The following is a 20,767-nucleotide window of genomic DNA, read 5'->3' on the forward strand; positions in this document are numbered from 1 at the left end:
AATTCCGCTTAGGAGTAGAAGGGTCGCGCCGCGCCGTCCGAGGCGGGATCGGCACTTTCGAAGGTGATTTGCGGTTGCGGCTGGTCATGGTCGAAGGCCATGGCCTGACCGCCGATGGTGAAGGCGCCGTCCCAGGTCAGGGTAAGCTCAGGTCCGCCCGGCGGCGTGACCAAGAGCAGCCGGCTTTCGGCATTGAAGGTGACCTGTGTGGCGAGAATTTTCTCGCGGAAACTGGCGAAGGCTTGCTTGTCGCCGCAGCCGATGACGCCCACCCAGCCAGCGCGGCGGCCGGGTGATCTGATCTCGCGGTTTGCGGTGGCGCCAGAGGTGATGGGCTGAAGTCCGTTGGTCGCGTAAAGGGCGGCAAAACCGCGGCCCGAACGGGTGATGAGCCAGTTGCCCTCCATCAGCACCTCGTCCAGCCCGTCGCGGCCGAGATAGGCATGGGTCCAGTCGTTGCGGTGATCGTCCGTGTCGAAGATCAGCATGGCCAGATCGCGATGCTGCGCCACACGCGGCAGGATGCCGCTTCCCGCCCAATAGGAGGGGCGCTGGCTGCCCCATGGATCGTCCTCACCGGGATGGTTGACCCAGAGCCGCGCCATCGGATGGCCGGCAAGCTTGATGTCCATGACATGCTGCTGGTGGCCCTTGCGGCCGGTCTTGTGGTCGACAACGGTGGAAAGCTGCGCGGCCTCGTTCTTGAACAGCACAAGCTTGCCGGGCTCCAGCCCCTGTGCATAACGCGCCTCGACCATACGGCCGGTTTCCAGCTGGGAGAGGGTGGCAAGATGCGCCGGCGGCAGGTAGTCACCGCAGCAGAACATCGGCAGCGAGGCGACGCCATTGTTGAGCCAGCCTTGACCGAATGCTACCTGCGCAAAGGGCGCCAGTTCCGTCAGCGGCCCGGCGCGCAGCTCCTTGTCATAAGCCCGCCCTTGCGAACCGGAAGGGACGCCACCCAGCGTGTGCAGCGCGATCATTTCGAAAATGAGATCGAGCTGGTGGCGTGCGCGGGCGGCAAGTTCCGGCCCCGTCCAATGTTCGATGGCGAGAAGGCCGATGAAATCTACCGGGTAGTAGGCGGCGGAGTTCCACTCGGCCAGCCCATGCGCCTCGACGCTGTCGAACCAGCGCTCCAGACGGTCGGCGGCCAGCGCCGCCTGCTCGCGTCCGGTGCGGCCCGACGCGGTGAAGACGGCGTTCGGCAGATAGTCGCCAGCCAGCAACTGGCTGGTGTGGAAGCACAGAACGTGGTTCTCGCTCCAGAACCACATGACGTCATTGCCCGGCTCATCCACCCAGTAGCGATAGCCGAGGATCGAGGTGTCGATCCGCGCCCGCATGTCGGCCGGCAGCCGGTCGCCATAGGCGCGTACCAGCCAGAGCAGCGGGATCATCACGAAATCGGAGCAGTCTTCGCGCCTGTCTATGGAATGCAGCGTCGCATCGACGATGCCGCCAATCGTCTCGATGTCATCGTTGCCGGTGGCGACCATCGCCAGCGCGCGGCCGATGCGCCAGGCGCCGAAACGGGCGCTGAAGGAGAGGGCCGCTTTTTTGCGCTCGTTGATATCGGCATTGGATGCTTCCGGCGCAATATCATGCATGAAGGCGGCGTCGATGAGGCGGGTGACCGTCCCCGCTCCCGAACCCATCGTGATCCTGACGCCGTGATACCCGTCCGGAATATCTGTCGTGCCCGCTATCGCCAGCGAGGATTGCCCGGCCTTCAGCACGGTGTCCACTTCCGCAAGCGTGGCGCGCTCGTGGCCATGGCTTTTGACGGCGATATGCACCGGCAGGTCGTTTGCCGGGGCCGCGCCGAAGATCAGTTTAAGGGCCGTGCCTGAAAATACATCCCGCGCCGGGTGAACGTCACGCACCAGCGCGGCAAGGCGCTTCGTCTCTTCGCGGTCGAGCGGCACCGGCAGCACGACGGTGAGGGGCACGGGATCGATGACCTCAAGTTCGAAAAACCAGATGATGTCGCGCTCCGCCAGATCTTCGCAGAGCAGCAGCACCTCGTTATCGCCGGCCGCCAGATCAAGCGTGATGTTGCGGCTGCTTTCGACATTGCGGATAAAGGGTTCAAAACGCACCTGTTCGACGCCGCCTACCCAGATGCGCACGCCGCCGCAGGTGCGCAGCCGGAAATGCGCCTTCCTTGCAGTCTCGCTGCGGAAAGCGCCCTTCAGCCAGCGCTGCACATGGGTCGGAACATGCCAGAAGCCGGTGAATTCGACGCGGCGGTTGGAGCCCGGCAGGTTGAGGTGTGACACCGGCCAGCCGGTATCGGGCGAGATGTCGCGGCCGATCATGGTCTGCTGGAAGGCCTTGCGGCAGGGAAGGTCGCCAACATCCACGAAACCATTGATGAAGCGATAGTTCACGCGGTCTTCGGCGGGGGCGGCGATGCCGGGAAACGACGTTTCCACCAGATCAGAGACGATCCAGGCGGTCACCGTCTCGCCATCCGCGACGGTATATGTCGGCTGCGACGCGTTCGCCGCAAATGCTGCATCCGTCATAATGGATCGCCTCCCATCGATCTATAATGAAATTATTTTCACAAATCTGTTTTCGCTCTTTCGCGTCGATTTGTGCGATTTCGCCAAAACAAACAGCTTGACGTTTATTCTGTCAAGCCGCAAAACATTATAAATCGAATTAAGCAGAGGAGCTTCCATTCGATTTATGAAAATATTTTCATTGGGAGGATGAGCATGATGAAACTGTTTTCGGGCGTCAGCGCCCTCGTAGTGGCCTCCGTCGCCGGTCTTGCGACGGCCCAGGCCGAGACCCGCACGATTACGTTCCTTTTTACCGATGACGACCAGGGTTACGTGCAGCGCATGTCGGAACTCAGCAAGGAGTTCGAGACGGCCAATCCCGGCGTGAAGATCAATTTCGTATCGTCGGGTTATGACGCCGTTTCCAAGCAGCTGCCGGTGCAGCTGGCGGTGGGCGAGGGCCCTGACATCGCCAAGATCACCGACTGGCAGCTCGCGCCCTATTATCTCGACATGCGGCCTTACATGAAGGATGCGGAAGCCTTTGCGAAACTGCATGGTTCCAGCCTTGACCAGCTTCGCCTGCCCAATGTCAACGACCCGAAATCGATCAATGGCTATATGGCGTCGCAGACGCTGAACCTGCCTTTCGTCAACAAGACGCTGTTCGAGCAGGCCGGCGAACCCTTGCCCGGCCCGACCGCCAAGTTAAGCGAGATCGTTGAAGCGTCCGCCCGCGTCGCCAAGTCGACCGGCGTGCAAATCCCCTTCACCATGGACCGTTCCGGCCACCGCTTTTCCGGCGGCGCCTTCTCTTATGGCTCGACCTATGTGAAGGACGGCAAGTTCAGCTTCCCTGATGATGCGGCGAAAAAATACATCGCCGATCTCTTTTCATGGACGCAGAACGGCAGCTTCCCCAAGGAAATGTGGGGTGCCGCCGGTGGTTCCCAGTACAAGAACATGGGTGACGAGTTCGTCAACGGCAATGTCGTGACCTATCTCGCCGGCAACTGGATGGTCAATCCGTTCCAGAACAAGATCGGCGACGGTTTCGAATGGACCGCGATCAATGCGCCCTGCGGCGATGCCGGCTGCTACGCCATGCCCGGCGGCACCGCAATCGTCGGCTTCAAGCGCACCAAATATCCTGAGGATGTCGCCCATTTCATCGAATTCCTCGGCTCCGAAAAGGTGCAGCGGGAAATCGCCGAAAACTATGTCATCCTGACCGGCGCGGAAATCGCCGATCCGCAATACAAGCTGAAGAGCGAAAACGCCAAGGCGGCGATGAAGGTCTTCCTCGACAACAAGAAGAACGTGCCGAAGGCCGCGCGTGAATTCGAACGGGCCAAGGGCGGCAGCGCCATGTACCAGCAGATCGTGCAGCGCATGAGCCAGCTCATCGTCGGTGAATTGACGCTCGACCAGACCTACAAGGTTCTGGAGGATGACGTCGCCAAGATCAACGAGGCTGTCGCGGTCAAGAAGTAACGGCACGGCCATCCGCTTTTGGCGGAATGGAGAAGCCGTCGGACGATATGCCCGGAGTGATACTCCGGGCATATTCCGCCGTTTCCTTGCGGAGGCGGCGCATCGTCGCCAGGGAACCGCCGCAAGGAGCCGTTCCCGTCGGCCCATCGAAAAACTGAAATATGCTTTGTTTAAACCTGACGATGAGGCGCGCGGAACGCCGCGCCGCCTGTTTTCGTCACGCGTCACTCGCTGAAAATCATAGGATTCGTCATGGCCAGACTGAAGATGTCGTCTTTCTTTTCCGCACGCTCGACCCTGCTCGCCTCGGTCGCCTTGCTGGTTTTTGTTCCCGGCGCGCAGGCTTTCGATGCCGCCCAACCGGTGGGGCGTGGCTATGCCATCACGGTGCCGGAACCGGGCGCGACATATCCGCTGCCGCTCGCCGACAATTATCGCAACCAGACCGGCAAGAATGAGAAGGGCGAGGATGTCCGCGCCTATGACGACCGGGATAATCCGATCATTGAAATCCTCTCCGGTTTTAATCGCATCTGGACGCTTGGCGATGAAAAATGGGCCGATGGTGGCGCCAATGGCGACGGCCCGGCGGATTTCAGCCATGTGAAGATCGTCGATCCCGCTGTCTGGCAGGAAAACATGCGTTATGTGCTGTCCGTCACCGGCGAGAACCGCACGCGCGCCGCCGCTTTCGAAGCCTATATGAATGATCGCCGTTCGCAGGGCTATAGCGTCATCGACGGCCTGGGCCCGCTTGCCGCATGGTATCGCGAAGGGGCAGGCGCGACGACGACGATCAATCATACGCTTAGCGATTTCGATCCGAACGAGGTCATCACCCGCAAGGAGGACGACAAGGGCACCGAGGCGGGTGCAGCCGATAGCGAGCTGAAGGATTTCGTCGCTTTCATGAAGGTGATCCGCGGCCCGGAAGGCACGACATCGCCGGCCAAATATTTCTATTCCTCACCGCGTCCCTGGCGCATGAACGCCAAGGGCGAGGTGATCGAGACCGGTAAGGAAACGATCGGCGACCGCGCATTCGAAAGCTATGACAGCGACCCCGGTGTCATCGTGCCGGCACTGAAATATGCGCGTGAAACCCGTGGTCGCGGCAAGGATGGCGGTTTCCCGAGCGGGCACACCAACGCCGCCTATCTCGCTGCCATCGCTTATGCCTATGCCGCGCCGGAGCGCTTTTCCGAATTACTGACGGCGGCCTCCGAACTCGGCGAGAGCCGTATCGTCGCCGGCATGCATTCGCCGCTCGACGTGATCGGCGGCCGCATCACGGCAACCGCCATGGCTGCGGCCATGCTGCAGGATCCGAAAAACGCCGAGGTGAAGAAGGCGGCGCATGAAGCCTTGCAGGCCTATTTCACTAAGCGTCTGCCGCAGGGGCAGTCGCTTGTCGATTTCGCCCATGGCGCAAAGCCGGATGCCGACCGCTTTGCCGATGATGCGAAGAACGGGGTGGACTATCGTCGGCGCATGACTTTCTCCTTCAGCCGCGACAAGGCCGTGGGAGATGCGCCGATGGTGGTGCCGAAGGGCGCGGAAGTGCTGCTGGAGACGCGTCTGCCCTATCTCGACGCCGCAGAGCGGCGCGCCGTGCTGTTTTCCACCGGCATCGAGGCCGGTTATCCGCTGCTCGATGACAGCAATGGCTGGGGCCGCATCAACCTGGTGGCCGCTGCCGGTGGCTACGGCGCGTTTGACGGCGATGTCGAGGTGACCATGGACGCCGCCGCCGGCGGGTTCAATGCGGCGGACCGATGGACCAACGATATCGCCGGGGCAGGGCGTCTCGTCAAATCCGGCAGCGGGGCGCTGACGCTCAGCGGCCATAACAGCTATGGCGGCGGCACGATTGTCAGGGACGGAACATTGGTGGCTTCCGCCGCCGATGCTCTTGGAACAGGCGGCGTGCTGGTCTCGGGCGGCGCGCTCTCCCTTGCGGCAGAGAAGGACGTCGTCATCGGCGGCGACTATGCGCAGTCGGGCGGCACGCTGGCGCTTGATCCGCAAAAGGCTGCACTGCGGATCAAGGGCAATGCGGTGCTGGACGGCGCGACGCTGAGGCTTGCTTTTGATGGCGGCGCGCCAGCTGCCGGAACGCGGCTCGCGGTGCTGTCCGCCAATGGCCTGACCGGCACATTCGCCACGATCGATGCGGGCAATGTGAAGGTGCGGCCGGTCTATACCGGTTCGGCACTGTCGGTGGTGGTCGAATAGGCCGATGCAAGAGGCCTGCCGGGCGCGGTTGAAGCCGCCGCGCCCGGAGGTTCGGTTCAAGAGTCCTGCCGCCGCATCAGCAGGAAGATGACCGGTGCGGCGAGCACTGAAACGATGGCGGCAATGATGAAGGAGGCCTGATAGCCGAATTTTTCGGCGATCGCGCCTGCGCCCAGCCCGCCGATCATGCCGACAACGCCATCCATGCACTGGAACAGGGTGAAATCGACCCCGGCCTGCCGGGGGTCGGACCAGCCCATGAAGCAGGCGTAAAGCGCGACGAAGCCGATGGACATGATGCCCGACGAGCTAGCCACCGCAACGGCCATGACGACCCATTGCGAAATATCGCGATGAACGCTGAAATAGGCGAAAAGGCACAACAGTGCCGTCTGCACGAAGATGGCGATGAGCAGGATTCGTGACGCCCCGTAGAGGCGTACCAGCGTGCCGCCGAGCAGCGCGCCGGCGAAACCGACGATCATGCTGCCCACGCCATTCAGCGCGCCGATGGTGGCGAGGTCGAAACCGTAATCGACCAGGAACGGGCCGAGCATTGCCAGGCCCCATTTCTGCGCCGCGACATAAACGGCCGCGACGAGAAGGCCGGTGCGGACTTCCCGTCGCCTGAGCGCGTTTTTGATCGATGGCAGGTGGTCCCGTGTTTGCGGGACCGTTCTTGCCGCCGGGCCGAGCAGGAAGGGGAGCGCGAGCAGGATGACGAGCCCGGCCATGACCAGCGTGGCGCTCGTCCAGCCGGCGCGCTCCACCAGCACCAGAAACAGGCCGGCGCCGATGGCGGAGCCGAGATAGGAGCCGCCCACCTGTGCGGCATTGCCCCAGCCATGATGCTCTTCCGCCAGCGTTTCGACCGCATAACCGTCGCAGGCGATGTCGACTGTCGCCGTCACCAGCGCGATTACCGACAGGATGGCGATTGCGACGGAAACCGGCGACGGGCCGGTGAAAGCAAGGACAGCGAGGCCGCAGGCGCAGGCGGCGATGCCCGTGCCGACGATCACCCGCGACCGGTTCCTGCCGACGGGCGGCAGCCGGTAACGCTCCACATGCGGCGACCAGAGGAATTTCAGCGCCCAAGGCAGAACGACGAGATAAAGCAGGCCGATCTGGTCCAGCGGCAGCCCGGCGGTTCTGAGCACCGCCGGCAGGCCGAGAAAGGTTAGCCCGCCAATCACGCTCTGGCCGACATAAAGCCCGCCGACCGCGACGAAGACGGCGGCCGGCGACGGCTTGGTTTTTGCAGGGTTCTGCTGCAGCATCAGAAGCGATACCGGATGCTGCCGACGACCTTGCGGCCTTCGTCATAATAGCAGAAGCCCGTGGTGCAGACCTGTTTCACCTCGTCGAGAAGGTTGGTGGCATTGATCTGCAGTTTCACCCCTTCCAGCGAGGGCAGGGCCTTGCCGAGATCGTAGCGTAGCGATGCATCGACGAAGGTGCGGGCCTCGTTGTCGAGAATGGGCGTGTGCTGGTTGTCGCCGAAGCTCGATCCGACATAACGAACGCCCGCGCCGATGCCGAGGCCTTCGAGCGCACCGCTCTGGAACTCGTAATCGGCCCACAGCGAGAAGGTGTGATAGGGCGAGGAATTGAGCTGCTTGCCCACCGTTTCCGACGTCAGTTTGGTAATTTCAACGTCGTTATAGGAATAGGAGCCGATGAGGCTCCAGCCATTGTCGAGCGAGGCCGTGGCTTCGAGTTCCACGCCGCGCGAGCGCAGGTCGAGCTGGCGCAGCAGGTTGATGCCGGACGAGGTCTCATAGACCGTCGCATTGTCCTGATCGAGATTGAAGAAGGCGGCGCTTAGCAGGGCGTTATATTGCGGCAGGGCATATTTCACGCCGAGCTCATATTGCTTGCCGACCGTCGGCTGCGCCTGGCCCGTAACCGTTCCCGTGGTGATGATGACGCCCGGATTGGCGACGAAGGAGGTGCCGTAGCTGACATAGGGCATCACGCCGCTGTCAAAGACATAACCGAGGCTGGCGCGGCCGGTCGTCTTGGTTTCATCGCCGTCATAGGTGGGAGCCGTTGCGTCTCCGACGGTCTGGGCCTGATATTCGGTGTCCAGCCAGTCGTGACGAATGCCGGCCGTCAGGCGCCAGCGGTCGATTTCGACCTGATCCTGCGCATAGATGCCGAGCGTGTTCATCCTCTGCTTCAGTATCAGCGACACATCAGGCACATAGGTGAAGGTGTCGGTGAAGGGGCTGGCGCCGTTGCCCTGTTTCGAGGTGTAGGACATGTGGCTGAAGTCGATACCCGTCAGCAGCGTATGTTTTGCCGGGCCGGTGTCGAATTCTGTCTTCAGGTAATTGTCGGCGGAGACGCCTTCATTGTCCTCGATGGTGATGCCGGGATAATTGGCGAAGACCCATTGCTGGTCGGCCGAAAGGGCCGAATAACGCGCCTTGCTGTAGAAGGTGACGTTGTCGTTGATTTCATGCTCGAACTCATAGCCGATACGCCATTGTTTCTGCTCGAAATCATTAAAACGGGAATCGCCGCCATAAACCGGCGTCGCGCCGATCGACTTGCCATCGCTGCCGTAATTGTTGATGTATCCCCAGGTGCCGCCGGTGGTGCTGTCCATATATTCGCCGAGCAGCGTCAGCTTGGTGCCTGCATCCGGCTGGAAGGTGAAGGCCGGCGCGATGAACAGCCGGTCGTCCTTGATGGCGCTGATTTCGTTGCGGCCATCGCGGGCCACCCCGGTCAGTCGGTAAAGCATGGTCTTCTCATCATCGACGGCGCCGGAAAGATCGAAAGCGCCCTGCACGCGGCCGAAAGAGCCATATTGCAGCTCCACCTCGCGCAGCGTCTCTTCGGTCGGGCGTTTCGAGATGATATCGACAATGCCGCCGGAGCTGCTTGCGCCATAGATGGAGGCGGCCGGGCCGCGCAGGATGGAAACCGCTTCCACGCCATAGGGCTCAAGCCGGGCGCTGCCGTTCTGGCTGCTGACCTGCCGCAGGCCGTCGCGGAAGATGCCGGTGGCGCTGAGATCGGTGCCGCGCACCTTGAAGGCGTCGAAACGCGGCTCCGCGCCATATTGGCCGATGCGCGCGCCGGGCGTGTAGTTCAGCGCTTCCGAGAGGTTCTGCGGCTTCAGGTCGTCGAGTTGCTTGCGGCTGACGGTGGTGATCGACTGGGCGGTTTCGGCAACCGGCGTATCGGTCTTGGTGGCGGTGCGGCCGGATTTGCCGACATAGCCATTGCTCTCGATGATGCCCCTGGCGCCTTCAAGGCCGGTGCCCTGCACGGTGATCGGCGCAAGCAGGGTGCTGCCGGCGGCAGCCGAACTGCTGCTTTCGCCGGTCTGGCTGGCGGGATCGAAAATGCGGACGGTATTGCCGCCGGCCAATGCGTAGTTCAGTCCCGATCCGGCCAGAAGCCCGCTGACGGCCGCCGATACGCTGAGCGTGCCCTTGACCCCGGCCGTGCTGCGGCCCTTCGTGATCGCGGAGGGGTAGACCATGCGCAGATTGGCCTGGCGGCCGAAGCTGAGAATGGCGTTTTCCAGCGGCCCTGCGGGAATGGAGACGGTGACGGTGGCGGGTGCGCCGCTTGCGGCGGGCGGTGTCTGCGCGCTGGCGGTCGTGGCGCCCGGACCTGCGGCGACGATACCCCCGATGATCGCCGTCGTCGTCAGCCAGAACCAGCCGCGTGCCTGCTTGCCCAAATTCATGTCATTCCCTCTCACTCGTGATCTCATGCCCCCGCTGAAACGGGTCCTGATTGCCTAGAGTGAAAAGGCGGGCCGACTCCTGACGTCGGATTTGCGAAAAAGTTATTTTATCGCGAGCGGACGAAAACCAGCATTCCGGAAAGCCGCGATACCGAAACGGGAAGGCTCTCTTCGAGAATGGTGAGCGCCTGATCCGTGTCCTTGAGGTCGAAGATGCCGGAGACGTGCTGTCTCGCCGCCGCCTCATCGAGGATGACGATGCGGCCCCGGCGATATTGCGAGAGAATATCGAGAACCTCGCGCAGCGGCTGGCCGGAAAAGACGAGCTTGCCTTCGCGCCAGGCCATGCTGTTGGCGACATCCTTGCGGGCGCGCACCAGCCTGCCGTCGCCGCCAAGGGTAACGGCCTCTCCGGGTGTCAGCACGGCGATCTCGGCGCCTGTGGTCACTTCCACCCGGCCTTCTTCCACCTGCACCTCCTGCGGCAGCGCGCCATTGCCGGTGCGCACCGAATAATGGGTGCCGAGCGCCTTTGCCGTCAGCGCTCCATCCTCGACGATGAAGGGCCGCTCCGGGTTTTTGGCGACATCGAAATAGGCTTCGCCGCGAAAAAGGGTGATGCGCCGTTCCTTTTGCGAATAATGAACCGCAATCGCCGTGTCGGTGTTCAGGCTGACGCGGCTGCCGTCTTCCAGCGAAACCATGCGTGTTTCGCCGATTTCGGTGTAATAATCCGCCTGCCAGCGGTCCTTCAATCCGCTTTTCTCCACAAACATCGCTGCAAGCCCGATGAGGCAGAGACCGGCAACACCCGCCAGCATTGCCCGGCGAGGTCCGCGCCGTTTTCGCTGTTCAACCGGCGCAAGCTCTATATCGCCAAGCTCGCCCCAGAGGCTCTGCATGTCCTCATAGGCGCTAGCATGGGCGGCATCGGCCCGCAGCCAGACATGAAACGCCTCGCGCTCCGCTTCCGTCGCGTCTGCCGATTGCATGCGCGCCACCCACAGCGCGGCCTCTTCGGCCAAAGCGTCATCGGTCAAGCCGTTATCCTTCAGACCGTCCGGGCGCTTGTTCATGTCCTGATCTGCCGTTTGTTGCGTGCTGAGATGTGGTCCTTTTCCCTTATAGAGTGAAAAAGGATGCGAACACCTGATGCCGGTCTACATTTTTATTTGCGCGCGGACCTGACGGCAGTGCAGCAGCGCCTTGATGATGTGTTTTTCCACCATGTTGCGGGAAATGCCGAGAAGGGCGGCGATTTCGCCATTGGAATGGCCATGCAGGCGGCTGAGCACGAAGACCTGCTGGCAACGCTTGGGCAGGGCCTCGATGGCCCGCGCCATTAAAATAAGGTGCTGCCGCCCGGCGACGATCCGCTCCTGCCCCGGCTCTTCGCAGGCAACGGCAAAACCCGCTTCGTAAGGTGCGAATAACGGCCGCTCGCGCGACTGGCGAATGGCTGTCAGGCGGGCGACGGACCGGGCGATCTGGAAGAGATAGGCCTGTGGATTGTCGATCAGCGTGGCATGAGAAACCTCCAGCGCCCGCAGCACGGTTTCCTGCATGGCGTCGGCAGCGTCTTCCCGGTTCTGCAGGCGCCGGCGGAAAAACCGCATCAGGCGGCTTTCCTCCTCGGCATCGAGAACCTGTAACAGGGCTTTGCTCATCAATCGACCCGGTGACGTATTGGCTTGGCGCATGAAGCAGCTCGATATGCTGCGTCATGTCGCGATAAACATGATATTTGTAATCATATTTATCGCCTTCGGATGCAAGCTGCCAACCAGTAAAAAACCGGGGGCGAAATCAGGCTCACGTTTCCGTGATGATTGTTGCGGGATTACATCAGGCCGCTTGGGCTGAGTTACAGGAAATAGCGCACCCTGAGCGGCAGCAGCGCCGCACCGATGGCGGATGGATCGCCCTTTGTTTCGCTGAGAACCAGCTTCGCCTCCTTCGGCCCGACACCGTAACGATGTTCGCGCCGGGAGGGCATGTGCGTGCGTTCGATCATCATCTGCCCCAGCGCGCGTGGCAATTGTCCGCCAAAGACGATGGCCTGCGGATCAAGGACCGCGATCAGGCTCGCCACCAGCCTGTCCACCTGCGGCATCGTCTCGGTCAGCCATTCCTCGACGCCCGGCCATGCGGGGTCAAACTGCTGGTAAAGCGCCTCGATCGAATGGATGTCGACGCCGTTTTTCTGCAGGGTGGTGATCAGATATTGCAGGGCCGGCCGTTTGGACGATTCATCCGGGCTGTATATGCCGCTGAATTCGCCGGCATTGCCATGAAAGCCGTGAAACGGCTGGCCGCCGAGGACCAGTCCGCCGCCGAAACCATAATTGAAGGACAGATAGGCGAAGGTCTGGCACCAGGAACCGACGCCGCGAAGGCTTTCGCCGATTGCGCCCGTGGTGGCGTTGTTTTCCAGCCAGACCGGCAGGCGGAACCGTTTCTCAAGGATCGGCTTCAGGTCCATCAGCGACCAGTCGCGCAGAGGTTCCGGGGCGTTGAAGGCGCGGTCTTCCGACACGAAGAAGCCTGACATGGAAAAACCGAGACCAAGCAGGCGTTCGCGCGGGATGCCGTGCTCCGCCAGCAGCCGTTCGAGGGCCAGCGACAAGGCGGCAAGCGTCTCCTCCCGGTCCTCCGGAAGCATCTTCAACTTTTCCTCGACAATCACGTCGCAGCGAAAATCGGCGATGCAGATCACCACCGAGTCGGTGTTGATGGAAATGCCGAGCGAATAGGCCGCCTCCGGCGCCAGCTCAATGGTCGGGCTCGGCTGGCCGCGTGTTCCCTTGAGTGGCGCTCCCGTGCGTAAAAGCCCGCGCTCCAGCAGGCCTTCGATCAGCCGGTGTACGGATTGCTGCGTGAGGTTGGTGTGGCCGGTAATCGATGCGCGGGCAATGGGGCCGTGGCGGCGCACGATGTCCAGAATAAGACGCTCGTTTTCGCTGGCAAGCGGCTGGCGGTCGAAGGTCTGCTGCGGCGTCTGATCTGTGGTCATGGCCTTGGATAACGGCTGCGCGGAGCGGCGGCAACATGGGGCATTGGTTTGCGACAGCATTTTTCACTGGACTGTCACAAATATTACACTTAGAGTGTATTAATAAGGGGCCGGTCAACAACGGGTCCCCAGGAGGAACCATTCAATGCGCATGAAATTTCTTGCGATCGCCGCGCTTGCGCTGGCGACGACGGCGGCGCCGTGCCTTTCGGCAGACAGCAACATGAAAAACCTCGACTTCGATCTGTCGAAGGTCACGCGTGACAATTTCTATGAGATCGTCGTTCCCGCCGCCAAAGCCGAGGGCGCGGTGACGATGTATAATTTCGCCGGCAGTTTCGCCGATACGTGGAAAGAGTTGATCAGCCGTTTCGAAGCCAAATACGGCATCAAGGTCGCTTATAGCGATGTGAAGGGCGATCAGGCGAACCAGCAGCTCATCGCGGTGCAGGCGGCCGGCCAGGATTCGCCCGTCGATGCCTATTTTGCCGGTGGCGGCAGCTATCCGCTTCTCTCCTCCAAGGGCGTTGTCGGCAATATTCCGCTGACGAAAATCCTGCCGAACATGGCCAATTACAATCCGCAATTGGCCGAAACCGTCTTCGGCAAGTCGCATGGCGGCAGCTTCCCGCTGGTGCATCTCAACCAGACCGCAATCGGTTACGATTCCGCCTTCGTGAAGGCCGAGGATGTGCCGAAGAGCTTCGAGGACCTGCTGGTCTGGGCGGAAAAGAACCCGAAGCGCCTTGGCGTCACCCTGCCGACCAAGGGCGGTTCGGGCGGCGGTTTCATCTATTCGGTGGCGCTCAATTATCTCACCGGGGACTGCCGGGCAAAGCTCACCGACTATAATCAGACGCTGCAGCAGGCCGAAGACTGGGCCATGGAGTCCGAGTGCCTTACGCCTGTCTGGGACTATTACCGCCGTCTTCTTGCCGTCGCTGAACTGACCAATGGCAATGCCGACACGCTCAACCTCATCAATAACCAGCAGCTTCACATGGGGACCGTCTGGGAAGACCAGGTCATGAGCTTCCTCGGCACCAAACAATTGCCGGACAGTTTTCGTGTCACGCTTCTGGAAAAGGGCCAGGTCGGTTCGGGTGACGCGATGTTCGTGCCGGCCAATGCGAAGAACGTCGCTGCGGCGCTGCTGCTGATCGACATGGCGATGAGCAAGGAATTCCAGCTCTGGAAGCTGGAAAACAAGGCCTCCCGCTCTCCGCGCGCCGATGTCACCAATGATCTGATGCCGAAGGCCGTGCAGGAGCATGTGCTGCCGCAGAGCGTCTATCCGCGCCTGTCTCTCCCGGCTTTCTGGGACATGTCGACGGCGCTTGCCGAGGCGCTCGATGAGAAAGTGCTGAACCAGTAACGCCGTCTGGATCGCCGGATCGTGCGGGCCGCGAGTGGCTTGCACGGTCCGGAGACCTTTGGTCAAAAAATATGAGGGAGCCTCGCCATGAGTGAACTCGAGATAAGCAATATCAGTAAGGATTACGGGGCGAGCCGGGCGCTTCATCCCGTATCGATCACCGTTGAGCGGGGCGAATTTGTCACCATTCTCGGCCCCTCGGGTTGCGGCAAGTCCACGCTTTTGCGCATCCTCACCGGCATCAGCCAGCCGTCGGGCGGGGAAATCCGGCTTGGCGGCAAGCGTATCGATCAGGCGCCGCCGGAGGCGCGTGATATCGCCATGGTGTTCCAGTCCTATGCGCTTTTCCCGCATATGTCGGTCGTCAAAAATCTCGGCTTCGGCCTGAAGATGAAGAAGGTTGCGAAGGATGAGCGGGCGCGGCGCATCGCCCATGCGCTTGAGATATGCAATCTCACCGGTCTGGTGGATCGCATGCCGCGGCAATTGTCCGGCGGCCAGCAGCAGCGCGTGGCTCTGGCGCGCGCCATCGTCATGCAGCCGAACCTGCTTCTGTTCGATGAGCCGCTCTCCAACCTCGACGCCAAGCTCCGCGATACGTTGCGCCATGAGCTGACCGAGCTTCACCGCCGCATTGGCGCCACCAGCCTCTATGTAACGCATGATCAGGCCGAGGCCATGGCGATGTCTGACCGGATCGTCGTCATGAATGCCGGCCGTGTGGTCGAGGTCGGCACGCCGCTCGAGCTTTACCGCTCGCCGAAACATGCCTTTACCGCCGGCTTCCTCGGCCAGACCAATCTTCTGCCCGTCTCCGCCGAGGGCGAGCGGGCGCAATTGCCCTGGGGCCAGTCCGTGACGCTTGATCGGGCGGCGGCCGGCAACGTCCAGATTTCCGTTCGTCCGGAAAACATCCATATAAGCGCCGATCAGGCCGGTGACGGCACGGTTTGCGCCGTCTCCTTCATGGGCGCCAATGCGCTCTACACGGTCGAGATCGGCGGCCGCCAGATCAGGGTCAGCCAGTCCGGCGCGGACAATCTGATCGATGCCGGAAAAAGGGTTGCCCTGCAGTTTCCCGGTTCAGTACATCTTCTCGATGACAGGATGGCGGGGGAGGCGGCATGATGGCCGGGGTTCTCCGTGACAGGCGCGCCCAGCTTCTCCTCCTGCTGGCGCCGGGGGTGGGTTATCTTCTGGTCTTCTTCGGCGGGCCGCTGCTGTCGGCGCTGATCGGCAGTTTCAGGCAGGAGGATGGCGGCTTCACGCTGATGTTCTACCAGCGGATTTTCACCCGTGCCTCGATGCTCCGGGGTCTTACGACCTCCATCTATTACGGCGTCATGCCTGTCATCGTCTCGCTTGCGGCCTCGGTGCCGCTGGCGCTTTTGATCCGCAAGAGCTTTCTCGGGCGAAAACTGTTCAGCGGTCTTTACAAGCTGCCGATGGCGGTGCCGGGCATCATCGTTGGCCTGATGGTGATCGTCGTTTTCGAAAGGGGCGGTTTTCTCGACCGGCTGGTCGCGCCGCTCGGGCTGGAACTGCCCAAGCTCGTGCGTGACGATTGGGGAATCGGTGTCATTCTCGCCAGCGTCTGGAAGCAGATACCCTTCATGACGCTGATCATCACCAGCGCTTTTGCGGCCATTCCCGAGGATATCCGTTACGCTTCGCGCACGCTTGGCGCTTCGCGGCTGAAGACCTTTTTCTTCGTGGAGGTGCCGCTTGCCATGCCTGGCATCACCGCCGCCATTCTTCTCACCTTCATCGGCTCCATGGGTTCCTATGCCATTCCCGACATTGTCGGCCCGCCGACGGCCCGGCCTCTTTCGGTGCTCATGATCCAGGAGTTCAATCAGGGCCGTTTCAATCAGGTCTATGCCATGGGCATGGTGCTGAGCCTCTTCGCGGTCTCCGTCCTCATTCTCTATTATTCCCTGACATCCCGCATCGGCCCCGGCCAAAACCGAGGAGACGCATGATGAGCACTCTCGCCATCGAAAACGACGCCATTGTCCGCCGCCGCGCCTTTGCGGCGGAGGACCGGATTTTTGTCTCCATCGGGCTTTATGGCGCGCTGACGCTTGCCATTGCCCTGCCGCTGGCGCTGATGTTCCTCTGGAGCATCGCCGACGGCTGGTCGCCGCCGCTTGTCGTGCCGAAGGATTACACCACGGCGCGCTGGGCGGGCATTCTGGGCGATGCGAGCCTCATCCGCGCTGCCATCAACAGCATCGTCATCGCCGTCGTCGTCACCTTCCTGACGGCGGCCATTGCGCTGCCCACGGCCTGGGCCATGGCGCGTTTTCCCTTCCGGCTGAAACGGCTGGTGGAAATCTTCATCCTGGCGCCGATCATCATTCCGGGGCTGGTCGTCGCCGTCGGCATCGGGCAGGTGTTCCTGCTTTTCGGGCTTGCCTATTCGGTTACGGGGGTCATTCTCGTGCAGATCGTCGGCACCCTGCCGCTGATGATCCGGCTGATGACGGCGACGCTGGAGACCATTCCCGACGATCTCATCCATGCCGCCCGCTCGCTCGGCGCGGGCACGGTCGGCATCGTTTTTCACATCATCCTGCCGCTTGCGGTGCCCGGCCTTCTGGCCGGCGGGCTGATGTCCTTCATCGGCAGCTTCGAGGAATTCGACAAGTCCTTCATCGTCGGCGCGCCCGTTGTCGAGACCCTGCCGATCAAGCTCTACATGTATCTCGACCCCTATTCGATGCAGCTGCCGCTCGCCTCGATCGTTTCCTTCATCCTGCTCCTTCCCGCACTCATCGTCTTCATCATCGCCGGCCGCATCCTGCGCGACGATCTGATGGCGGCGGGCATGGGGAAAATCTGATCCGGGCGCTCAAACCCGGTAATTGCAACGTCCGAAAGTGAAAACCATGCACCAAACTCTTGCAGCCTCCCGTAAGACCGCCAATCCCTGCAATGTGCTTGCGCTCTGCTCGCGCGACAATCCGGCCATCCTGACCATCGCCCATCGCGGTTTCTGGACGGCCACAGCGGAGAACTCGCTCGCCTCCGTCCGCGCTGCGGTCGCAGCCGGTGTCGAAATGATCGAGATCGACACGCAGGCGACGGCCGATGGTCGGCTGGTCGTCATTCACGATGAAACGCTCGACCGCACCACGACGGGCAAGGGCACCGTGAGCGCACTGTCTTTTGAGGTGGTTCGCGCAGCGAAGCTGAAGGCCGGCGCGGGTGGCGATGCGGCGGATGTGACCGAGGAATGCGTGCCGACGCTGGAAGAATTGCTGGAGGAGGCGCGCGGCAAGATTACCGTCAATATCGACACCAAATTCACCCGCGATCTGCCGCAGGTCATGGAAACCGTGCTGCGGCTCGGTGTTGAAGACCAGGTGCTGGTCAAGACCGATATCGATCCCGAGGCCAGCCGTTTCGAGGTGTTGGACACCGACTGGTTCGGCAAGATTCCGCATATGCCGATGTTTCCGGTGAGAAAAGGCAGGTTCGCCGAGGATCTGCGCCGCATCGAGGCATTGAAGGCGCCGATGATCGAGGTGAAATTCACCGATATCGCCGATCTCACCGAAGGCCGTGTGGAGATGGAGCGCCAGAATATCCGCCTGTGGATCAATTCGCTCGACGTTTCCCATTGCCTCGATTTCAACGATACGCGGGCGCTTTCAAATCCCGAAGCCGTGTGGGGCGCTCTAGCCGAGGCTGGCGTCGGTGCGATCCAGACCGATGAAGTCGAAGCCTTTACCAGCTGGCTGAAGGCGGGCGCCGGCGAGACGGGCAGGGCGTGGACACGATGAGCGAGCGTCTCGAACGCGCCGTCGCCATTATCGAGGAAGCGATGGGCCTTGCCCTTCGCTTTTTCGAGGCGCGCGACGCCATCGCCACCCGGACGAAGGGCTTTAAGGATTTCGTTTCGGACGCCGACACCACGGTCGAACGACTGGTGCGTGACCGTCTGGCGGCTGCTTTTCCTGGCGAAACCGTGCTCGGTGAAGAAATGGGCGGCGTGGCCGATGACGCCTACTGGATCATTGATCCCATCGACGGCACCGCGAATTTCCTGCGCGGTTCGCCGCTCTGGGGCATCTCGCTCGGCTTCGTGCGCAACGGCCGGCCGGAACTCGGCGTCGTTGCCATGCCGGTCTTCGGTCATATCTATGCGGCGGCGGAGGGGACCGGGCTGATGCTGAACGGCAAGCCCCTTGCCCGCCATGTGCCTTTCGAGGATGTGCAGGTCATGTCGCTCGGCGACAGCGCCGCCGCCGATGCGGAAGAAGTGGCGGCTCTCAACGTCGGGCTCAGGCATGCGGGCTGGGTGGTGGAATCCATCCGCTCGACATCGATCGGCCTTGCCTTTGCCGCACGCGGCGTCTTCGACGGCCATCTGCAGAAGCTGACGACCATGTGGGATATCGCCGGCGGCGTCGTTCTCGCACGGGAAGCGGGTCTCGATGTCCGTATCGGAACGCGCCCCGGCAGCGGCATCCCATGGGTCGCGGCCGCAACGCCGGCGCTGATGTCGGTGACGGAGGGATTGTGGCCGCAGATCGCAGAAAAAGTGCCGGCGGAACCTGCGTGAGCACTTGTGAAAGACGATGGCAGGTGTTGCTGAAACATCTGCCATCCGCCGCTTTCGGGCGTCACTTCGCCCGGGCCAGCGCAATTGCGTCAGGGCCAGCGGGAAAACGGAGCTGGCCGGACACATCATGGGCGGCGCTCCAGATCGCTTCGGCGACATCCTGTTCCCTGGTTGTCATGGCCGGTTTGGCGAAGCCTTCGAGAATTGGGCCCGCGAAGTCCATGTAATCGTCCGGCAGCAGCTCTTCCAGCGGAAGGATGGCATTTGTCGTGAAACGGGTGGTCGGCGCATAGCCCGGTTCCACCAGCTTCACGCGGATATTGAAATGACCGAGTTCATGCGCAAGCGAACCGGAAAAACCTTCGATTGCCTGCTTGCTGGCGGTATAAGCGGCGGCGAGTGGAAAGGACGCGAGCGTGGCGCTGGATGTGACGTTGATGATCGCGCCGGACCGGCGCTTTCGCATCTGGGGAATGATCGCCTGCGTCATTGCCATCACACCAAAGCTGTTGGTGTCGAAGATCGTGCGGATTGCCGACATGGGCGTTGCTTCGAAAGCGCCGACCATGCCAATGCCGGCATTGTTCACCAGCACATCGACCGGACCTGCCGCATCGATCAGGGCAGCGATACTTTGTTCGTCCGCCACATCCAGCGGCAGGATGCGCAACCGGTCCTTATCGCCGCCGAAGCGATCGGGATCCGGACGCCGCATGGTCGCAACGACATTCCAGCCACGCGAGAGGAAAAATTCGGCGGTCGCCTTGCCATAGCCGGATGAGGTGCCGGTGATGAGGATCGTCTTGGTCATCGTAAGTCTCCATTGTTCGATATGACCTGACATAGACCCAGCGTTTTGGATGATATATCATCTTAGCACCGAAATTTATTATTGATCGTCCAGACAGTGGATCCTCTTAGCGATATCATCGATCTCTTGCGGCCGAGCGCCGCCGTTTCCAAACCGATCTCCGGCCGGGGCCGGTGGGGTGTGCGTTATCGCGCCTATGACGCACCGGGTTTTGCCGTCGTTCTGGCCGGTGCGGCCTGGGTCATGATCGATGGCCGGGAGCCCCTGCGGTTGACGACGGGTGATTTTCTGCTTTTGCCCTCCACGCCCGCCTTCTCGCTTTGCAGCGATACCGACGTCGAGTGTATTCCGGTCGAGCCGCAAGGCCGGGCGGTGCGGCATGGTGAACAGGAAGGGGAGCCTGATTTTGTCGCGCTGGGAGGAAGCTTCACGTTCGAGCGGGTCAATGCGGCGCTTCTGCTGTCGCTGATGCCCGATCTGATCCATGTGCCGGCGGGTGAGGTCGGAGCCTCCCGGCTGGCGCGCCTGATCGAGTTGCTGTCGGAAGAATGCGCGCGCGAGGATGCAGGCAAAGAGCTGATCATCCGGCGCATGCTGGAGGTTCTGCTGGTTGAAGTGCTGCGTCGGCCGAACGCGGGCAGCGAGGCAATTCCGGCGGGGCTGGTGAAGGGGATGCGTTTGCCCGGGCTTGCCCGTGCATTGTCCGCCATACACGCCAATATCCGCGCGCACTGGACCGTGGCCGAACTGGCCGGGATAGCCGGCATGTCGCGCTCGGCTTTCGCGGCGCGTTTTCATGAAACGCTCGGCTGCGCGCCGATCGAATATCTGGCCCGCTGGCGGATGGCGCTTGCCAGAGACGCGCTGATGCGCGGGATAAAGTCTCTCGATCATATCGCGGAGGAGATCGGTTATGAATCCGTCAGCGCATTCAGCACCGCTTTCCGCAGGAGAACGGGTGTCGCGCCGGGCGGCTTTGCCCGCGCCAACGGCGACGGGCGCCGAAAGCAGGCGGATTTCCTCTAGCGGTTGCCGGTCATGGCGGTG

16 protein-coding genes are annotated in these 20,767 nt (G+C 61.9%); 9 read left to right on the forward strand and 7 right to left on the reverse strand.

The features are described from left to right. Window positions 1-8: 8 nt before the first annotated feature. Window positions 9-2,531 carry a hypothetical protein gene (locus CFB10_RS22305; protein ID WP_020008930.1) on the reverse strand — a complete coding sequence of 841 codons (2,523 nt, stop codon included), beginning with the start codon at window positions 2,529-2,531 and terminating at the stop codon, window positions 9-11. A gap of 195 nt (window positions 2,532-2,726) precedes the next feature. Here CFB10_RS22305 and CFB10_RS22310 point away from each other — a divergent pair, with 195 nt between their 5' ends. Together CFB10_RS22310 and CFB10_RS22315 are read left to right on the forward strand one after the other, a co-directional pair. Further along, window positions 2,727-4,007 (forward strand): ABC transporter substrate-binding protein, encoded by a 1,281-nt coding sequence (locus CFB10_RS22310; protein ID WP_026363346.1) that lies wholly within the window; start codon window positions 2,727-2,729, stop codon window positions 4,005-4,007. A gap of 252 nt (window positions 4,008-4,259) precedes the next feature. After that, complete coding sequence (locus CFB10_RS22315; protein ID WP_020008928.1) at window positions 4,260-6,242, forward strand: phosphatase PAP2 family protein; 1,983 nt, start codon at window positions 4,260-4,262, stop codon at window positions 6,240-6,242. Window positions 6,243-6,298: 56 nt separating this feature from the next. Here CFB10_RS22315 and CFB10_RS22320 read toward each other — a convergent pair whose 3' ends face one another. The 5 genes from CFB10_RS22320 to CFB10_RS22340 form a co-directional block, all read right to left on the reverse strand. Next, window positions 6,299-7,522 (reverse strand): MFS transporter, encoded by a 1,224-nt coding sequence (locus tag CFB10_RS22320; RefSeq protein ID WP_020008927.1) that lies wholly within the window; start codon window positions 7,520-7,522, stop codon window positions 6,299-6,301. Further along, window positions 7,522-9,951, reverse strand: a complete 2,430-nt coding sequence (locus CFB10_RS22325; protein ID WP_020008926.1) for a TonB-dependent siderophore receptor — start codon at window positions 9,949-9,951, stop codon at window positions 7,522-7,524. Before CFB10_RS22325 ends, CFB10_RS22320 begins: the two co-directional genes overlap by 1 nt. Window positions 9,952-10,058: 107 nt before the next feature. After that, window positions 10,059-11,027, reverse strand: a complete 969-nt coding sequence (locus CFB10_RS22330) for a FecR family protein (protein WP_020008925.1) — start codon at window positions 11,025-11,027, stop codon at window positions 10,059-10,061. Window positions 11,028-11,111: 84 nt separating this feature from the next. Beyond that, window positions 11,112-11,618, reverse strand: a complete 507-nt coding sequence (locus tag CFB10_RS22335) for an RNA polymerase sigma factor (RefSeq protein ID WP_020008924.1) — start codon at window positions 11,616-11,618, stop codon at window positions 11,112-11,114. A 197-nt stretch (window positions 11,619-11,815) separates the two neighbouring features. Then, a complete protein-coding gene (locus CFB10_RS22340; RefSeq protein ID WP_020008923.1) occupies window positions 11,816-12,964 on the reverse strand; it encodes an ROK family transcriptional regulator in 1,149 nt (382 codons plus the stop codon). 145 nt (window positions 12,965-13,109) lie between these two features. Here CFB10_RS22340 and CFB10_RS22345 point away from each other — a divergent pair, with 145 nt between their 5' ends. From CFB10_RS22345 to CFB10_RS22370, 6 genes are all read left to right on the forward strand, one after another. Continuing rightward, window positions 13,110-14,339, forward strand: coding sequence for an extracellular solute-binding protein (locus CFB10_RS22345; RefSeq protein WP_020008922.1), 1,230 nt, complete (start codon window positions 13,110-13,112; stop codon window positions 14,337-14,339). Window positions 14,340-14,426: 87 nt separating this feature from the next. Beyond that, window positions 14,427-15,467 carry an ABC transporter ATP-binding protein gene (locus CFB10_RS22350; protein WP_020008921.1) on the forward strand — a complete coding sequence of 347 codons (1,041 nt, stop codon included), beginning with the start codon at window positions 14,427-14,429 and terminating at the stop codon, window positions 15,465-15,467. Then, complete coding sequence (locus CFB10_RS22355; protein ID WP_026363344.1) at window positions 15,467-16,321, forward strand: ABC transporter permease; 855 nt, start codon at window positions 15,467-15,469, stop codon at window positions 16,319-16,321. The genes CFB10_RS22350 and CFB10_RS22355 overlap by 1 nt, the downstream gene beginning before the upstream one ends. Then, entirely contained in the window at window positions 16,321-17,184 is an 864-nt protein-coding gene (locus CFB10_RS22360; protein WP_026363343.1) for an ABC transporter permease, read from the forward strand. The genes CFB10_RS22355 and CFB10_RS22360 overlap by 1 nt, the downstream gene beginning before the upstream one ends. A gap of 46 nt (window positions 17,185-17,230) precedes the next feature. Then, window positions 17,231-18,127: a glycerophosphodiester phosphodiesterase family protein gene (locus tag CFB10_RS22365; protein WP_020008918.1), complete on the forward strand. Its 897-nt coding sequence runs from the start codon at window positions 17,231-17,233 to the stop codon at window positions 18,125-18,127. Beyond that, complete coding sequence (locus CFB10_RS22370; protein WP_020008917.1) at window positions 18,124-18,909, forward strand: inositol monophosphatase family protein; 786 nt, start codon at window positions 18,124-18,126, stop codon at window positions 18,907-18,909. Before CFB10_RS22365 ends, CFB10_RS22370 begins: the two co-directional genes overlap by 4 nt. A 61-nt stretch (window positions 18,910-18,970) precedes the next feature. Here CFB10_RS22370 and CFB10_RS22375 read toward each other — a convergent pair whose 3' ends face one another. Next, window positions 18,971-19,720 carry an SDR family oxidoreductase gene (locus tag CFB10_RS22375; RefSeq protein WP_020008916.1) on the reverse strand — a complete coding sequence of 250 codons (750 nt, stop codon included), beginning with the start codon at window positions 19,718-19,720 and terminating at the stop codon, window positions 18,971-18,973. Window positions 19,721-19,801: 81 nt separating this feature from the next. Here CFB10_RS22375 and CFB10_RS22380 point away from each other — a divergent pair, with 81 nt between their 5' ends. Then, a complete protein-coding gene (locus tag CFB10_RS22380) occupies window positions 19,802-20,746 on the forward strand; it encodes an AraC family transcriptional regulator (RefSeq protein ID WP_020008915.1) in 945 nt (314 codons plus the stop codon). Window positions 20,747-20,767 lie beyond the last annotated feature (21 nt).

It is taken from the genome of Agrobacterium sp. 719_389 (assembly GCF_900188475.1).
In the GTDB taxonomy this organism is placed as follows: Bacteria; Pseudomonadota; Alphaproteobacteria; order Rhizobiales; family Rhizobiaceae; genus Agrobacterium; species Agrobacterium radiobacter.